At 38.3% G+C, this 17,444-nt stretch carries 14 protein-coding genes; 7 read left to right on the top strand and 7 right to left on the bottom strand.

Going from position 1 to position 17,444, the window contains the following annotated elements; all coding sequences use genetic code 11:
• Positions 1-61 precede the first annotated feature (61 nt).
• From AXA65_RS15565 to AXA65_RS20490, 7 genes are all read left to right on the top strand, one after another.
• Positions 62-1,798 (top strand): APC family permease, encoded by a 1,737-nt coding sequence (locus AXA65_RS15565; RefSeq protein WP_063970991.1) that lies wholly within the window; start codon positions 62-64, stop codon positions 1,796-1,798.
• Between the two features lie 802 nt (positions 1,799-2,600).
• Complete coding sequence (locus AXA65_RS15555; protein ID WP_165596613.1) at positions 2,601-2,957, top strand: RNA polymerase sigma factor; 357 nt, start codon at positions 2,601-2,603, stop codon at positions 2,955-2,957.
• 193 nt (positions 2,958-3,150) lie between these two features.
• Complete coding sequence (locus AXA65_RS19625) at positions 3,151-4,317, top strand: UvrD-helicase domain-containing protein (protein WP_086048230.1); 1,167 nt, start codon at positions 3,151-3,153, stop codon at positions 4,315-4,317.
• A gap of 244 nt (positions 4,318-4,561) precedes the next feature.
• Positions 4,562-5,113 carry a hypothetical protein gene (locus tag AXA65_RS15545; RefSeq protein ID WP_063970987.1) on the top strand — a complete coding sequence of 184 codons (552 nt, stop codon included), beginning with the start codon at positions 4,562-4,564 and terminating at the stop codon, positions 5,111-5,113.
• A gap of 3 nt (positions 5,114-5,116) precedes the next feature.
• On the top strand, positions 5,117-6,475 hold the full coding sequence (locus AXA65_RS15540) for a Dyp-type peroxidase (RefSeq protein WP_063970986.1): 1,359 nt from the start codon (positions 5,117-5,119) through the stop codon (positions 6,473-6,475).
• Positions 6,476-6,485: 10 nt separating this feature from the next.
• Positions 6,486-7,622 carry a catalase family protein gene (locus AXA65_RS15535; RefSeq protein WP_063970985.1) on the top strand — a complete coding sequence of 379 codons (1,137 nt, stop codon included), beginning with the start codon at positions 6,486-6,488 and terminating at the stop codon, positions 7,620-7,622.
• A gap of 63 nt (positions 7,623-7,685) precedes the next feature.
• Entirely contained in the window at positions 7,686-9,491 is a 1,806-nt protein-coding gene (locus AXA65_RS20490) for a 3-hydroxyacyl-CoA dehydrogenase (RefSeq protein WP_063970984.1), read from the top strand.
• A 107-nt stretch (positions 9,492-9,598) separates the two neighbouring features.
• On the opposite strand, the gene AXA65_RS15525 is transcribed toward AXA65_RS20490, so the two are convergent.
• The 7 genes from AXA65_RS15525 to AXA65_RS15495 all read right to left on the bottom strand — a co-directional run bounded on the left by AXA65_RS15525 (position 9,599) and on the right by AXA65_RS15495 (position 17,413).
• The gene (locus tag AXA65_RS15525) at positions 9,599-11,368 is read right to left on the bottom strand and encodes an oleate hydratase (RefSeq protein ID WP_063970983.1); all 1,770 of its coding nucleotides are present in this window, start codon (positions 11,366-11,368) and stop codon (positions 9,599-9,601) included.
• Positions 11,369-11,494: 126 nt separating this feature from the next.
• Entirely contained in the window at positions 11,495-12,493 is a 999-nt protein-coding gene (locus AXA65_RS15520; protein WP_063970982.1) for an MlaD family protein, read from the bottom strand.
• Positions 12,494-12,496: 3 nt separating this feature from the next.
• Complete coding sequence (locus AXA65_RS15515; RefSeq protein ID WP_063970981.1) at positions 12,497-13,264, bottom strand: ABC transporter ATP-binding protein; 768 nt, start codon at positions 13,262-13,264, stop codon at positions 12,497-12,499.
• Positions 13,265-13,273: 9 nt separating this feature from the next.
• Entirely contained in the window at positions 13,274-14,035 is a 762-nt protein-coding gene (locus AXA65_RS15510) for an MlaE family ABC transporter permease (protein WP_028122566.1), read from the bottom strand.
• A 36-nt stretch (positions 14,036-14,071) separates the two neighbouring features.
• The gene (locus AXA65_RS15505) at positions 14,072-15,031 is read right to left on the bottom strand and encodes an alpha/beta fold hydrolase (protein WP_063970980.1); all 960 of its coding nucleotides are present in this window, start codon (positions 15,029-15,031) and stop codon (positions 14,072-14,074) included.
• Between the two features lie 100 nt (positions 15,032-15,131).
• Positions 15,132-15,764 carry a porin family protein gene (locus tag AXA65_RS15500; RefSeq protein ID WP_063970979.1) on the bottom strand — a complete coding sequence of 211 codons (633 nt, stop codon included), beginning with the start codon at positions 15,762-15,764 and terminating at the stop codon, positions 15,132-15,134.
• A 59-nt stretch (positions 15,765-15,823) separates the two neighbouring features.
• Positions 15,824-17,413: an oleate hydratase gene (locus AXA65_RS15495; RefSeq protein ID WP_063970978.1), complete on the bottom strand. Its 1,590-nt coding sequence runs from the start codon at positions 17,411-17,413 to the stop codon at positions 15,824-15,826.
• Between the last annotated feature and the right edge of the window lie 31 nt (positions 17,414-17,444).

Below are 17,444 nucleotides of genomic sequence, written 5' to 3'. Positions count from 1 at the left end.
TTATAATGCACTACGGGTTTGTTTAATATTATAGGCTTGAAATCTGATCAATCTATAAAAAATGTCAACAAAAAAACTCAGTGAATGGTACGCTACCGCTATTTGTGGAAATGATATCACTTCCTCCTGTCTCTATGTTTCGGCTCTGGCTATTGTAGCGGCAGGTCAGTATGCATGGATCGCACTTTTGATGGTGGCAGCGGTACTCTTTCTATTCAGAAAGATCTATGGCGAGGTGGTCGGAGCATTGCCCCTCAATGGTGGTGCATATAATGTTCTGCTAAATACCACGACAAAAAGTAACGCGTCTATCGCAGCCTGTCTTACCATCTTGTCTTACATGGCAACGGCTGTGATCTCCTCAAGCGAGGCGATGCATTACCTACATCATATTTTGCCATATTTCAATGTAAACATCGCAACATTCGTACTGTTGCTCATATTTCTGGGGCTGACTATTTTGGGAATTTCTGAAAGTGCCGTAGTAGCCCTGATCATCTTCTTATTCCATCTTGCAACAATGGGACTGTTGATTGGTTCCTGCTTTTTCTTTGTCTGGCAGCATGGATTCTCAATATTGATCGACAATTTTCATCTTCCTGCCAGAAATGGAAGTATCTTAACCGCTATTTTCTTTGGATTTTCAGCTGCTATGCTTGGGATCTCAGGATTTGAGAGCTCTTCAAATTTTGTGGAGGAGCAGGAGCGAGGTGTTTTTGCGAAAACATTAAGAAATATGTGGATCGCAATATCAGTGCTGAACCCGATGATTGCATTTCTTGTAATATGCATCATCCCCATATCGGCAGTAGAATCACACCAAAATTCTTTCTTAAGTTATATTGGTACTTTGACCGGTGGAAAATGGCTCGCTACGATCATTTCGATCAATGCGGTCTCCGTTTTAAGTGGTGCGGTATTAACTTCATTTGTTGGGGTCAATGGTCTTATCAAAAGGATGACATTGGACAGAATATTACCAAATTACTTTCTGAAAGAAAATAAACGTGGCAGTACATACAGGATCCTGATCCTTTTCTTTCTGCTGTGTCTTTCAGTGCTATTGGTGACCACAGGACAATTGGCACCATTGGCCGCTGTTTATGCTCTGTCTTTCCTGACTGTCATGGCATCATTTGCGTTAGGAAATATACTGCTTAAACTCAGAAGGTCTCGTCTGCCACGTCCGGAATACGCCAAACCCGGCGTTGTGCTGTTGGCTTTTGCCGCTATAATTATTGCTCTATACGGGAACATCATGACCAAGCCTCAATATCTTGTCACCTTTCTGCAATATTTTATTCCTTCGGTACTGATCATTCTGGCCATGCTGTTGCGAAAGGATATTTTGCATTTTATTGTTAATCTGCTTCAGTCGCTGTCGAAGAACTATAAAAAATACACGCTCACAAGACAGAGATCATTGTACCGGAGCCTGAAAAAACTCTATGAGCAGGATTTTGTTTTCTTCTCAAAAGGTGATGATATCGCGACATTAAATAAGGTGATGATGTATCTTCATGAGAATGAGGTGACTAATAAAATGAAAATTGTCACAGTACTTCATGAGGCCCAGCAGCCGGATCCGAAGTTTCTCGCAGATTTTGACACTCTGGACAGAGCTTATCCCGAGGTCGATATGGAATATGTGACTATACTGGGTGACTTCACACCGGAACTTGTCGAGGAACTCAGTAACAAATGGGGAATCCCAAAGAACTTTATGTTTATCAGCAGTCCAGGGGAAAAATTCAGTTACAGAGTTGATGAACTTGGAGGAGTAAGGCTTATTTTGTAATTACAAAAAGCAAATTAAGATTAGCTCAAGAATAGATTCTGTACCTTAAACTGCCTGGTAAAAAGGCAGTTAAAAAAATACATCTTAAAAAGAAGGCCGCAGTAATCTCTGTGGTCTTTATTAATTTAATCTCCTTATGGATTATGTGATTTCTTTAAATTTTATTGGCTAGCGGTCAATCATTGAATAAAAACGTCATTGGCTATTGAAAAATACCTTTCCAAATAAACCAGACTGTCAGCAGCGGTAGATTGATGAGGGCCGTCAAAGCTTATATAAGGGAAATTTACACCAATCCAATCTTACCATCAACAAAATATACGGAGCGTACGTATCTATCAACAAATTTCATAATGATTTTTACGGATAAATATCAAAAGATATTCCTGTCAGAAGTGATTACTATTGATAAATCATTAATAATTGAAGTTAGTATCTCTATTTTTGTAAAGTTTTTTAATATAGTTGTTCATAGGCAATATTTCTTACTGAAATTATGAACCAATTTTTGAAATCGTTGAAAAATTGATAATAATAAACGATTTATAATTTTTAGCACATAATTTGTATTGAGGAAAATGTCTAATGTTTTTAGAAAAAGTAAAAAAGTGAACCGGATTGTTATTCTTTTTTTGATTAAAAAAGGAACTTTAAACCCTAAAGTAATCCTCTTTCATTTTTATTTGATTATTTCTAATACTGCATTTAGTATTAATAATAAAGCAATACAGCCAATACATTTTAGAAAACCTAATGATTAAAAAAAAACTCAAAAATAAAATCCGATGCAGAGTTATGCTTATTGATCAGGAAGAATGACAAAGTGGCCTTAGAATGTTTATATCTTGATTATTGCTGTATCTTATATGGTTTGGCGCTTAGATCTGTCAAATCACAAGTAGATGCACAAGAGATCGTTCAATTAACCTTTTTAAAGATATGGAAAAACATCGATCTTTTTGAAGGTCAAAAACCTCCGCTGAAGATATGGGTAATACAAAATCTGATGACCGTCATTCGAGAATTCCTGACATCTAAAAATATCAAATTCAATTTCACAATAGCTGATTTTCCCAATTTTAGTTTTGAGCTGATACAGGATAATACTGAAGATTACAGGAAATTGGATATTGATAATTTAAAATCAATTTCGATCTGAAAGTTTGGTCTTTGTTCATTTCCAAAAATTATTATTCTAACGACAAGTCAAACACAATTTTACCAATATCATTAGAACAATAATTTAATCTTAGTTTCTTCGATGAAATGTACCTTAATCTGGCTGCAATATTTTTTTTGGTTCTATTGTTGCTAAATAAGGATATGAGAAAGATTTTTTTGGTCGAAGAACAATTCATAGATTTTGCCTTGAATTTATATTAAGACCCTTTTCTTGGATTTACAAATGGCATAAGCCAAGAATAATTTCATATGATGAGCTGAAAGAATTTATAGAAATAAACTCCGATATTGAGTTAGGAGATAATCCACTTGATGAACTAAGTAAAATAAAAAGACTTTTAAATGGTGATTTAGATTGTTCAAATACTGATAACATTGAATCGTGGATATATATTTCTGAATTATATTTCAATTTCTTAAGAGATAAAAAGGCAATAGATTTCAATGAAATTTTATTCAAATCATATAAGATTGTTTCTGAAAATGATTTTGTTGCACAATCTATAGCAAATAAATTTTACGAAATATCGATTGATGAGTTTCAGGATACAAATATATTTCAATACGAAATTTTAAAGGCTATTCGAAATGAATCTGAAGATTGTACATTTTTTATGGTTGGAGATGAAAAACAAAAAATATATGCCTTTGCTGGAGCTATTGATAATGCATTCAGTAGAGCATCATATGATTTTCAAGCAGAAATAGAAAATTTAGATACAACATATCGTTCTACTACAAATATAGTTAAAGGATACTCAATTCTTTTTAAAGATCATCTTGAATTACAGAATGATTCAAAGTACAAAGACTTTAATTTTGATATAGTAATTTGTGAAACCAAATATGACAATAATAATGATTACATAGCTAATACCATAGCCAAGCTTATAAGTGATGGTAAAGCTGAATTATCCGATATTGCTATATTAACAACGAGTTGGAGAGATGCTTATTTCATAAGTAAGTCACTTCGTCAAAAGTATCACGTGGTTGGTCTTGGGTCTTTACCTCATAAAAATATGAATACTTCCTCTTTTGGACTTATACGTTCTTTAAGCAAATTTTTATTTTCACCTTCAATTATAAACTTAAGAATAATCAAAAGAAATTTTGATTCTCATTCTTTAGAAAATAACATAGTATTTACAGAAAAAGAATTAACTTATAAAATTAACTCATTGATAACAAGTTTTAAAGAGCTTGAATTAACTGCTAATTTAACTAAAGGTTTAAGTTCAGTAAAACACATATTTGATACAATTTTTAGTGTAAATAACTCTGATATTGAAGAAATAATCAACAGTATAAATAATATTGATAAATCTCAATTATAAAGATTGATTTTTTATAGTTAAATAGGTTTTATTCTCTCAAAATTACAACAAGATTAAAGATAAGATATTTCCTTTTATCAATTGAAGCTTTTAAAGCAAATAGGTGGGATTAGGGAGTTTTAGTACATAATATACGAATTTCGGTACATTACGATAGATTGCTATGGCATAACATTTGTAAAATTCTCCTCAAAATTATTGTTGATTTACAAAATAATATAAATCATTAATCAAAATCTAAATTATGAGTTTTATAGACAAAGTAAAATTGGCTGCCGAGCTAGCAAAGGCGAATTTCAGTGAAGGTATCGATGATGGTTACGACCATTCCACTACATCTGCCGGAAAAAAAGGGTTAAGATCCGGTCGTGTATCTGAGTTAACTGCGATGGCAGACCTAAAACCCGGAGGTGCAGAAAATCTCAAAACCATAATGGAAATTGCAGGCGGAGATCTGAAAGGTGCAACCAAAGTAGGAACGCTGCATGATCTTCGTATAGTTTTGTTTGATAACGATACCAAGATTCTTTTCTGCACGGCTTATGATGGCGACTGGGATGCTTATATTGATGATTTCGCTACAAAAATTCCGCAGCTGATGGACATCATTTTTGGGAATGTTGAAGGCTGGCCAGGCATAAAAAACCCGAGTGTAAAACAGTTCATTCTAGACCATCAGATTACCGCGACAGGTTGGTATGTAGGTGTTCCGCATCTTACGGTGAATGATATAAGGAGAAATGATAAAATCATTAAAGGACTGAATAAGGCAATTGACGAAGCAAATAAAATCTAATCTATGGCACTGGAATTTTTAAAGCGGATTTTTAATCCCAATAAAGTAGAAATTGAGCTGAATGAAATACAGGCCTTAATTCTCAGAAGCCGACCTATACCATATTTCGGAACAGTGGCTATTATTGAAATCAAAGATGCTGTGGCAGCCAGACAAATGCTCCAAAAACTTTTGCCGATTGTGAGTTCTGCGGAAGAATGGCATAAGAATGAAGGCGCATCGGTTACGTTGACGTTCACTTATAAAGGTCTGGAAAAAATCGGCGTGCCTAAAGAGTCGCTTGAGACTTTCCCCGAATCCTTCAAGGAAGGAATGGCAGACCGCTCCCGTTTTCTATATGACATTGGTGTCAATGACCCCAAAAACTGGGAAAGGGTTTTTAAAAGGTCGCATATTCACATCGCTGCGGCGATTATCGCCAACAATGAAGAGGCGTGGAAAAGCAAGCTGGAGGAATTTCGGTCTAAATTGGCTGATAATAGAGGCATAGAAGTAATCTTGAGTCACAATTTCAGCGTATCTGAAGAGGTTAAAAATGTGTTCGGATTCAGAGACGGTATTAGCAACCCGGAAATTGAAGGCAGTGGGATAGAAGTTCCGGCTGGATTTGACCGCCCGCTTAAAGCAGGCGAATTTATACTGGGCTATCCTGGAGAAGCCGGCACCATAAAGCCGTTTCCACAGCCTGAAGTTTTAGGGAAGAACGGTTCTTTTATGGTTTTCAGAAAGTACCAGAGCCAAGTGGCGGAATTTAATCAGTTCGTTAAAGAAAATTCTTCTTCGCCGGAAGAGGGAGAGCTCTTGGCTGCTAAAATGGTAGGTCGCTGGCGAAGTGGTGCACCTTTGGTTTTAGCTCCCGAAAAGGATGATAAATCGCTAGGAGATGATATGCAAAAAAACAATGATTTTTCTTTCAAGAATGATGAGTACGGTAAAAAGTGTCCGTTCAGTTCGCATATCCGCAGGATGAACCCAAGAGATTCCAAATCTTTTGTTTTGGAGGATGAACGTTTGCACAGGATTATCAGAAAAAGTGTAACTTTTGGCGACATTGTTCCGCCGGAGGTAACCAAAAATGACGGTAAGGAACGTGGACAGTACTTTATTGGCATTAGTGCTGATGCAATGGGAACACTGGAATTTCTTCAAAAACAATGGGCAAACGATGGTAACGCCCAAAATCTGGGAACAGAAAAAGATCCTATGATCGGTGTACAGGACGAAGACGCACTGTTTTCTGCACCGGGAGAACCCCTCATCAAAAGATACCGTGGTTTGCAGACCTACAACATCGTGAAAGGCGGCGAATATTGTTTTATCCCAAGCATTTCTGCTTTAAAATGGATTAGCGAATTAAAATAAAAAAAGCACTATGGAAGATTACATCAAGTACAGTTACGAAGTGGAAGAAATTCCAGAAAATTTCGATGAGTATATTACCACCATTAATAACGATATCCGCGAATACATCAAAAATACGCCAAACCTAAGCAGGGCGACCCATCATACCAGAGATGCGCACGCCAATGGCTATGCAGTGCTGAAAGCAGAGGTTGAAATTTTGGATAATCTGCCCGAAGAACTGGCGCAGGGCATTTATTCGAAACCCGGAAAACACCAGGCAGCAGTTCGCTTTTCCAATGGTTCGTCCAGAGTTTTGCCCGATAAACTAAGCGGTAATGCACAAGGATTTGCTTTAAAGATTTTTGGGATAGATGGCAAAAAATTATCTCCGGGAGAGGAAGATTCTCCCAATGTTGATTTTAACCTGATTAATAATCCGGTGTTTTTCTGCAACTCGGCAGAACATTATGTTTTCATTTCAAAGCTGTTTTTAAAGCTAAATGATTTCTTTGAAAAGGGAGCGTTGGGAAAATTGGAATTTGCCACACTTTGGGTCACCGAAAATAAAAAAGCATTTCCAAATTTTGAGGCTTTGAAGGAATTGGGAGCTCTTAAAACTTTTGAAAAAATCCCTTCCATCAACAGTTTTCTTTATGAATTTTACAGTATGGGAGCAGTTCGCCACGGTGATTATATCGCCAAAGTAAGAGTGAGCCCAACTGAGCAGACCAAGAACGCCATCACTGAAAAAAATATTGATCTAGACAGCGCAGAATGGCCGTACAGAAAAGGAATTATCAAAGAAACAGCTCAAAAAGACCTTACGTTTGAGTTGCAAATACAACTTTGCAAAGACCTGAAAGAAATGCCTGTGAATGACCTTACAAAAGAATGGTCGCAGGAATTATCACCATTCCGTACGGTGGCAAAAATCACAATACCAAAACAAACGGTTCCTGAGGATGGTAATTTTGAAATTATGGAAAATCTGTCGTTTACACCGTTCAGAACCATCGAAGAGAATTCACCGATCGGAAATTTACAGCGTTCACGGCAATCAGCGTATGTAACATCTTCAACCTCAAGACACGAGCTAAACCACAAAAAACGTAAAGAACCAAAGAATTTGGAGGAAGCATTCAGTCCGGAGTTTTATCAATTATAATTGAAAATGAAGATTGCTGAGTCCTAGTTCCGTAAATTTTATTACCAAAAATCAACCAAAATTATGAGCAAAATAAAAAATGTAACGGTAGCCGGAAGTGGTGTTTTAGGATTCCAAATTGCTTTTCAAACAGCAATTCACGGATTTGAAACCACTGTTTACGATATCAGTGATGAGGTGTTGGAAAAGGCGAAAGCAAAGTTCGAGGGCTTGGCCGAAAGTCATAAAAAGGATCTTGGCGCCACCGAAGAACAAATTACAGAAGCCAGGGAAAGACTGCACTATTCATCCGATTTGGCATTTGCCGTGAAAGATGCCGATCTTTTGATAGAAGCAGTGCCAGAAGATATTAAAATAAAAACGGAATTTTATAAGCAACTCTCCGCAATTGCACCGGAGAAAACCATTTTTGTAAGTAATTCATCCACCTTGTTGCCAAGTCAGTTTGCTGAGGTGACAGGAAGACCGGCTCAATACCTTAACCTGCATTTTGCCAATCAAATATGGTTGCGAAATACGGCGGAAATTATGCCACATCCAGGAACCGACGAAAAAATAACTGAGGAAATAGTCGATTTTTCAAAGGCGATAGGGATGGTGCCTATTTTGGTAAAAAAAGAAGTTCCAGGTTATGTGCTCAATTCTTTATTAAATCCATTTCTGAATGCCGGAATGCAGCTTTGGATTGGCGATTATGCTACGCCAGAAACCATAGACAAAACCTGGATGCTGGGAACTGGTTCGCCTTACGGACCAATGGCTTTGTATGATATTATCGGATTGACGACACCATACAACATTTACAAACTGCAAGTAGAGAAGGGCAAAACAGATGATAAGATTGTTCTGGATAAACTTAAATCAACTTTCATCGACCAAAATAAACTGGGAATTTCTACTGGCGAAGGCTTTTACAAATATCCAAATCCTTCGTGGCAAAGTCCAGATTTTTTGAAAGTGCCGGAAGCCGATTTATCTAAAATCAGTATCAAAAATGTTGTGGTGGCTGGAAGTGGTGTTCTCGGTTTTCAGATTGCGGTGCAGTGCGCTTATTTCGGCTATAAAGTCACGGTTTATGATGTTAATGATGAAGCTTTAAATAAGGCAAAAAACCGTTTTGATGTCTTGGCTGAAGAATATAAAAACTACCTGAAAGCTGATGAAGAAAAAATCGAAAATACCAAAAATAATCTCACTTATTCGACAGATCTGATGTCTTCTTTACAAGATGCTGATTTATTGATAGAAGCCGTTCCGGAAAGCATCGATATCAAAAAAGATTTCTGGGAAAAAGCTTCTAAGCAAGCGCCTGAAAAAACCATTTTTGCGAGTAACTCATCCACACTTTTGCCGAGCAGATTAAGCACATTTACCAATCGTCCGGAAAAATTCATCCATTTACATTTTGCCAATCATATAATGGTTCGTAATACGGCAGAAATAATGGGTTCTGATCAAACCGACCCAACGGTTTATAACGAGATTGTAGAGTTTGCAAAATCCATTGCTATGCTGCCCGTGGAACTGAAGAAGGAAAAATCGGGCTACGTTCTGGATTCTTTGTTGATTCCGCTTTTGGTGGCTGGCCTTGCACTGTGGGCGAATGACGTTGCCGATCCTGCAACCATTGATAAAACCTGGAGAATAGCAACAGGTGCTCCTTTTGGACCAATGGCTATTTTAGATTTGAATGGGATGAACACCAATTATAACATCCTAAAAGAAATCCCGGGAGAACTAACACAGAAAATAGCAGAAAAGCTAAAAGCCGAACTTATCGACAAAGGAAAACTTGGTCAGCAATCCGGCGAAGGTTTTTACAAATATCCTGATCCGGAATGGCAAAGCAAGGATTTTTTAAAAGCTTAAAGTATCCTGAATTCTCATCGAAAACAGTGAAAGAAGCCATAAATATAAATACCATAAAAAACTCGGGATTTTTAAAATCCTGAGTTTTTCAAGTATAAAACAACCTCTTATAACAACTTAGCTTCTTTTAAAATCTCTTCAACATAAGTACCTTCTATTTTCTTGATACCATATTTCTCAAGGATTGAAATCAACCAAGGAAATTCAATTTCATTGAGGTTTTTGTTGTCATTAAGGTGATAGATGGATTTCAGCAGTACCCTGATGTCATATGAAGAAGCAAAAACTTCCGGGACACCTCTGTCTACATCCAAAAGGGTGTAAACTGCCTCCATTGCTGTACGCACGGAATATTCGGTTGTGAATACGGTGTCTTTTCCAGTTTCGGCAAAATTACCGATAAAAGCCAGGTTTACAGAATCCTTCGGAACCACCAATGGGCGGTCTCCCAATGCACGAGGCATAAAGTAAGATGTGATATAAGGCATACGGCAAGGGATGCTGTTGGCAGCTTGTGCAATTTCTGCTATTTCATTTTCAGGAACACCAATATGGTATAAAAATTCTTTGCAAAGCTCTATGCCCGTAGCTTCTGTAATTTTCTTTTGGATATAATTTCCTGGTTTATGAGAATACAACCCATAGACCCAAACAATTACTTCATTTTTTTTCTGAGCCTTGAAGTGGGGCTGTCTGCTGATGGAAAAGCCATACCACCAATTGGAGTCGTTTATTGTGACAGGTCCGCTAGTCACTATTGAACCGCTTCTTGGGTCTTTTTTTGTTATTTTTTCTATATACGGAATCACTTTTTCGTCGAAGAAGGTAATGCTTCCGGAGATTACCCAGTTGGCTTCGGGAATGTTTTTGTAGAACTTTTCGGGTTTTCCAAAGGCATCGTCCTGGTCTGCCAGATTCTGCCAAAGTTGCCAACTTCCGCCAATGCCGTCTGCAACATGAGCAGGGTTATGATTGTCACCGTATGTACTGCTTTCGGTAATGGAGCCGTTGGTAACAAACACCAGGTCGTTTTTGGTCAGGCTGATGCTTTCTGCATTGCCATTCTTAATATATTCGATTTTCTTCGCTACTTTTTTGCCGTTTTCATTTTCTACAAGTATGTTCTGAACCTGGCTATCATACTGGAAGGTAACACCGTGGGACTCAAGGTAGCTTACCAACGGACGAATCAGTGATTCATATTGGTTGTATTTCGTGAAGCGTAGTGAGGACATATCTGCTATGCTGCCAACGTGATGGATGAAACGAAGAACATATCGGCGCATTTCCATCGCACTTGCCCAAGGTTCGAATGCGAACATCGTAGCCCAGTATGTCCAAAAGTTGGATTGGAAAAATTCTTCTGTAAATACCTGGTCTATCTGTACATCCTGTAGTTTTTCTTCAGGAAGAAGAACCAGCGCTATAAGTTCGTGGATGGCTTTCTGGGACAGGGTAAGCTTACCATCCGTGGGCAGTCTTTCTCCACGGTTTTCGATAACACGGGCGTGGGAAAAGCTAGGGTCTTCTTTATTGAGCCAATAATATTCGTCCAGTACAGAAACGCCTTCCGTTTCTAATGAGGGTATCGAGCGGAACAAATCCCAAAGGGTTTCGAAATGTGTTTCCATTTCCCGTCCGCCTCGTATGATGTAGCCTTTCTGCTCATTCCAGATGCCGTCCATACTGCCACCGGGTAAAGCTAATTCTTCCAGAATACGGATTTTGTTTCCTTCCATTTGCGCATCGCGTATCAAAAAAGCTGCAGCAGCCAATGAAGCTAATCCCGAACCGATAAGAACGGCAGATTTCTGTTCAATATTTGCCGGTTTTTTCGGGCGGGCAAATGCTTCGTAATTTCCATTACTGTAATACATAATTAGAATTTTTTAGTTTATAATATATGATAAAATAACCTTGTTTTTATTTAATAAAGTTACACATATTGCTTTCACTTTATATATCCCAAAATTCTAATTGTATATGCTGATATTCCAATAATATTATCTTTGGAGATTCTGTTTTTCGGCTTCCTTTTTCTTTTTTTCCTGCTTGCGGAAGTAACCTCTGAAGAGAAAATTATGCTTCAGAGCCTCCATATTCTGGTTGAAGCCTTCGGTTCCCTTTTCGATATTGTAAAGGCTGTTATTGATGTTTTTTGTAAGAACGGTATCAGTGATAAGGGCATTTATCGGTCCTTTTCCCTTTTCTATATTTTTACTGAATGCCTGCAGGTTTTTACCAACTATGATAAGTTCATTGCTTACTGTATTAAGATTATTGCTGGCGGCATTGACGTTATTGAAAGTCTGCTTAAGCTGGGACTCAAAATCTTTGTTGGCAAGGAGAAGCCCCGTTGCTCCTTTTCCCTGGCGTGTAGACGTAATGATGGCTTCTGCAGTACTGCTCAGGTTTTCTATATTTTCCGTGCTTTGGCGTATTTTCAGGATGGATAATTTTAAGTTTTCGGCAAACGCCTTGTCATTAATTAATTTTAAAATCTGACTGCTGTCAATTTTATGCACAGTGTTTTTAAGAGATTTGGATATATCCTGTATATTGTTGTTGCTTGCCGATAGCGTGTTGAGTATTTCATCCACACCTGGTTTGGTATCTGCCGTGAGATATTCTTTTTCCTGCACTGGTCTGCCCGGCTTACCGTAAGGCAAAATATTGACCACCGCATTGCCGATAATGCCTTCTGTTCCAATCGAGGCTTTGGCATTATTGTCTATATGCTTTGCAATATCTTTGTCTATAAGCATAATGACCTCTATATCATCCCTTCCGGACAATTTTACTGACTTTACAGAACCTGCCTGCATCCCTGAAAATAGCACATTGCTTCCTTCTCTGAGTCCATTGGAGTTTTTGAATCTTGCCCTGAGCTCAAATTTGCTGGTAAAAATGCCTGAACCGCTGCCAATGTAAAAGAAAACAGCCATCATAAGTATAAGCCCCGAAATTACAAATAAGCCGAGCTTGATATTATTTTTATTCATATTTTAATCAAAAAATTGTTTAATGTTTTCGTCATCAGAACTTTCAAATTCCTGATAAGTACCTTGTGCATAGCATTTTCCGTCAAGCAGCAAGACTACTTTGTCAGCCGTATTTTTCACACAGTTCATATCGTGTGAGATAATGATTGATGATGTTTTGTATTTTCTATGTATATCCATGATAAGGCTGTCTATTTCTTTTGCCGTTACCGTATCAAGTCCGGTGGTAGGTTCATCATAAAGGATGATTTCCGGCTTGAGGATGACAGTACGTGCCAGAGCTATTCTTTTCAGCATCCCTCCCGACAATTCGGATGGCATAAGGTCTACGGTATGTTTAAGCCCCACACTATCGAGTGCTTCTTCAACCCGTGCGTCAATTTCAACCTGCTTCAGCCGGAACCACCGTCTTCTTAAAGGGAATTCCAGATTTTCGCGGATGGTCATAGAGTCATAGATGGCATTTCCCTGAAAAAGAAAACCTATTTTTGAGCGTGCCTTGTCCAGCTCTTGATTTTCCAGTTGGACAATATCCTGCCCGGAAATCATTATCCTACCGCTATCAGGTGTTAAAAGCCGGACGATACATTTGATAAGCACAGATTTTCCCGTGCCTGATTTTCCGAGAACTACAACATTTTCGTTCTTATCGACCGTTAGGTTAAAACCGTTAAGCACTTTTTTTTCACCAAAGCTTTTATAAATATCTTCAATGACGATGGCCGGTCCATTGTCATTATTGCCGTTTGCTGTTGTTTTTGTTTCCGCCATAATGATGATTTAATTATATCCGAGAATGCCGGTTATCTGTACCGCAATCAGGTCCAAAACGAAGATAAGGATAGAGGAGAGCACGACCGCTGAATTGGCGGCGTTCCCCACGCCCCGTGTTCCTTTTACTGCATTATAGCCTTTATAGGCACCCACGATTCCCACTGCAAAACCGAAAAAAAAGCTTTTGATAAAAGCTGGTATGATGTCACTGAAATCCAAGGAGTCAAAAACCTGTGAATAGAAAAGTGACAGGCTAGTTGTACCGCCAATGTTAACACCTATCCAGGCACCATATAGTGAAATGGCATCCGCCAGGATGATAAGTACGGGAAGCATAAATGTTGTAGCCAGGACACGTGTGGCAACAAGGTATTTAAAAGGATGTGTACCGCTTACTTCCATTGCGTCTATCTGTTCGGTAACCCGCATCGAGCCCAGCTCTGCCCCGATGCTACTGGCAATTTTACCTGCAAAGATGAGAGCGGCGATTACGGGTGCTATTTCACGGATGATGGCAATGCCTACCATTACAGGCAGCTGGGATTCCACACCATAGCGTACGAGGCTTGGCCGCAGCTGCATCGTAAGAACCAAGCCGATGATAAAGCCTGTCATGGCAATAAGCCCCAAAGATTTGTAACCTATGAGATAGCATTGTGCGAGCAGTTCCTTTATTTCATATGGTGGACGGAAACCTAATAGAAAGTAATTTTTGGTAAACTGTGTGATATTGCCTGTTTCCTGTAAAAAACTACGTATTTTAATCATTAACAAATTATTTTTTTAAATTAAAATATTTTTAGTCTACTTTTCCAATTGCTGTATTTTTTTATTGAGCCAATCCCTTATATCTTCATATACATATTCTTTAATATCCTCATTAAGTATTTCGTGCCGCATGTCAAGATAGATTTTTGTTTTAACATCTTTAAATCCATCTTTTTGCATTTGCGTAACTGTTTTTTCAACACCTTTTCCGAAGTTTCCTATCGGATCATCAGCTCCGCTTACAAAAAGAAAAGGAAATTCTTTTGAGATTTTTTCTGCCCAGTTTCTTTCCGTTGCCTGTTGGTTTAGAGAAACTAATGCGTAAAAACCATTATTGGTAAAAGGTACTCCGCATAGGCTGTCCCTGCAAAATGATTCCCGGTTGGATTTGCTGAGGCTCAGCCAACTGGTAAGGTCGCCATCTTTCTCGCCTTTAAAATGTTGATTATTAATTTTTGAAAAAGTTTGGTTGATGAATTTGCTCCGGTGTTTTGGAGCAATAATATTGTTGATTGACAGAAAAAATTTAGCCAAACCGATTCCGTTGATTTTTCCTCCCGTTCCCACGATGACAGCGCCTTTAAAATCAGCTTCCTGATTCTGAAGTAAGCATCTTGCAATGAAAGACCCCATAGAATGCCCCAGTAAAAAATGAGAAATGTTAGGATAGTTGTTTTCTAAATATGCTGCCATCGTTGCGGCATCGTCTATCAGTTGCTGCTTGGGATTTTCTTTTTGAAAATAACCAAGTTCTTCCAGGTTTTCCGCCGTTTTTCCGTGTCCGAGATGGTCATATAATAGAACTGCAAAACCGTTGTTCGCCAGATATTCCGCAAAATCTTTATAACGACCGCTATGCTCCTGCATCCCGTGTAGTATAAGGACAGTAGCCTTTGGAGGTTCATTTATTGGTTCGAATAATTCATAAAAAAGATTGTGCGTACCTGAGTTGGCAATTTTCTTCCTCTTTATATATCCTGATGTGTGTTTTGCCATAGTCGGTTGGTTTTGTACAAAAATAAATATTCTGCCCTTGACAAAAGCAAGAGCAGAATAAAGTTAGATAAATTGGTTATTATAGACAATCTTTTATAGATTAAAGAGAGATTCGGTATCCTAATGAAAGATTCCAGCCACGGTTATAAGATGTTACGTTGTCTATATTGGAAAGATTACCTAATCCCAGGCCATATTGTCCTTTCAGATAGATTCCCCAAGGTGTTTCATATCCGGCACCGAAATTAAATCCCCAATCGAATCCTTTTGTTTCATCGCTGCCACTACCAAAGTTGATGTCGGTTTCCTGAGAACCGATTACTGGGATATTCTCTCCTTTATATTTGCCGCTTACTCCAAATCCGATGTAAGGCCCTACCTCTGCAAAAATTCCTCCGGACTTTCCTCCTTCAATTTTATACTGATATCCGAGATTAACAGGGACTTCAAGGTAGTCTAGGCTGGTTTTGAAATCTCCGATGCTGGTGGTGGTTTTTGAACCCTTGTTGCTATAAAATAAACCGGGCTTTACGTAGAAACCTTGTGACAAAGGGATGTTAAAGCCTGCCCCGATGCGGAATCCTGTTTTGGAGTCATCAGATTCGGAAGAATTATCGCCTACCTCAGTCTTTATTTTATTAAAATTCAGACCTATTTCAGGGTCAATCGTAATTTGCGCTTTTACAGCGAAAGTAGTTGCACAAAGTGCAATGGCCAGTGTGATTTTTTTCATTTTTTGTATTGGATTTAAATTGTCAATCTAATATTGTCGTTAACAAAATTTTTTTATTTTTAATTTCTGTAAGAGGTATGAATGGCTTTTGCCAACACGTCTGGTTTTTTCCAGTGTTCCGTTACTGGAGTTACTTTTTTATCGAGACCGAGTAGGGTATATACCGCGATGCGTGCTGCACGAACCGAATATTCTTCCGTGAAAACCATATCTTCAGGAATTTCTACAAACTGGCTAATCATTGCTAAGTTGGTGCTGCCTTCAGGAACAACTGCAGGACGGTCTTTTTTAGCTCTTGGCTGAAACAAAGCATCGATGTAAGGCATCATACACGGAATAACATTGATAATGCTATCTTTTATTTCCTGTTCGTGCTTTTCAAAATGTAAATGATGAATCAACTCTGTCAAAATTTCTTCGCCCGTGCAATCAATCATCGGCTTTTTCACATAATCTCCCACTGCATCTGGATATAATCCGTAGCCCCAAAGAATGGTAGTATCATCGCCTTGCGCTTTGAAATGCGGTTGTGCGGCCACCACAATTGACATTCGCCACGATGAATCTTTAAATGTCATCAAAGCTCCGCTGCCCGGTTTGTTGCCAGTGTATTCTTCAATAAGTTTTAGAAATTTATTTCCTTTGAATGTTGGCGTAAATGAATACCATTTTGTTTCATCAGGTTTTGTAAAGAACGGGTCGGGGTTACCCAATTTGCCGGGTTTCTTGTTGGCAATTTTACGCCATAATGCAAAACTTGGCGGATTTGACGGTAAATATTTTGCAGGCGTATTATAATCGCCGTTATTAGAATTATCTGTAATACATCCGTTGGTAAAGAATACCAAATCGCCTTCATTCACGGTTATTTTCTCTGTATTTCCTTCTGCATTGATGCATTCTATTTCCGTTACGGTAATGCCATCATCATCGGCAAAATCCAAATCGGTAACGGTTTTTCTTAATGAAAAGTCCACTTTATGCTGATCCAAAAATGCCTTCAACGGTAAGATAACGGATTCATATTGGTTGTATGGTGTTCTGGTAACCCCTTCGAGTGTTTCGATTCTTGAAAACTCCAGAAGCATGCGTTTCATGTAACGCTGAAATTCAAAAATGCTGCTCCATTCCTGCCATGCAAAAGTGGTCTGCCACATATACCAGAAGTTGGTGGTGAAAAAATGGTCGCTGAACCAGTCTCTGATGGTCATATTATCCAATTCATTTTCATCAGCAAAGAACAGTTTTACCATTTTCATACGGTCACCAGTATTGAACTGCATATTGGTAACAGGAAGGATATTCCCATCCTTATCTATAAGTCTTGCTTTTGCCTGTGTCGGGTTTGCATGGTCAAAAGCAAGAATTTCGTCTTTTACGGAAATGTTTGGTACTTCCAATGAAGGGATACGGTTGGCCAAATCCCAGAAATTCTCGTAAGTTTCTTCGTTAAGCATTCGTCCGCCACGGCAGATAAACCCTTCTTTTTTAGTTCCTGCTCCATCATTGCTTCCTCCCAATATTGGTAATGCTTCAATGATGTGTATGTTTTCGCCTTTAAACTCACCATCTTCTAACAGATATACGGCACCAGCAAGACTTGCTAATCCGCCTCCGACAAAATATGCATGTTTGTTCGATTTGCTCATATGATACTTTTTTTAAGGTTATTTTTAAATG

The organism is Chryseobacterium sp. FP211-J200, from assembly GCF_001643375.1.
GTDB classification, from domain to species: Bacteria; Bacteroidota; Bacteroidia; order Flavobacteriales; family Weeksellaceae; genus Epilithonimonas; species Epilithonimonas ginsengisoli.
This window is presented reverse-complemented; position numbering and strand designations above follow the sequence as displayed.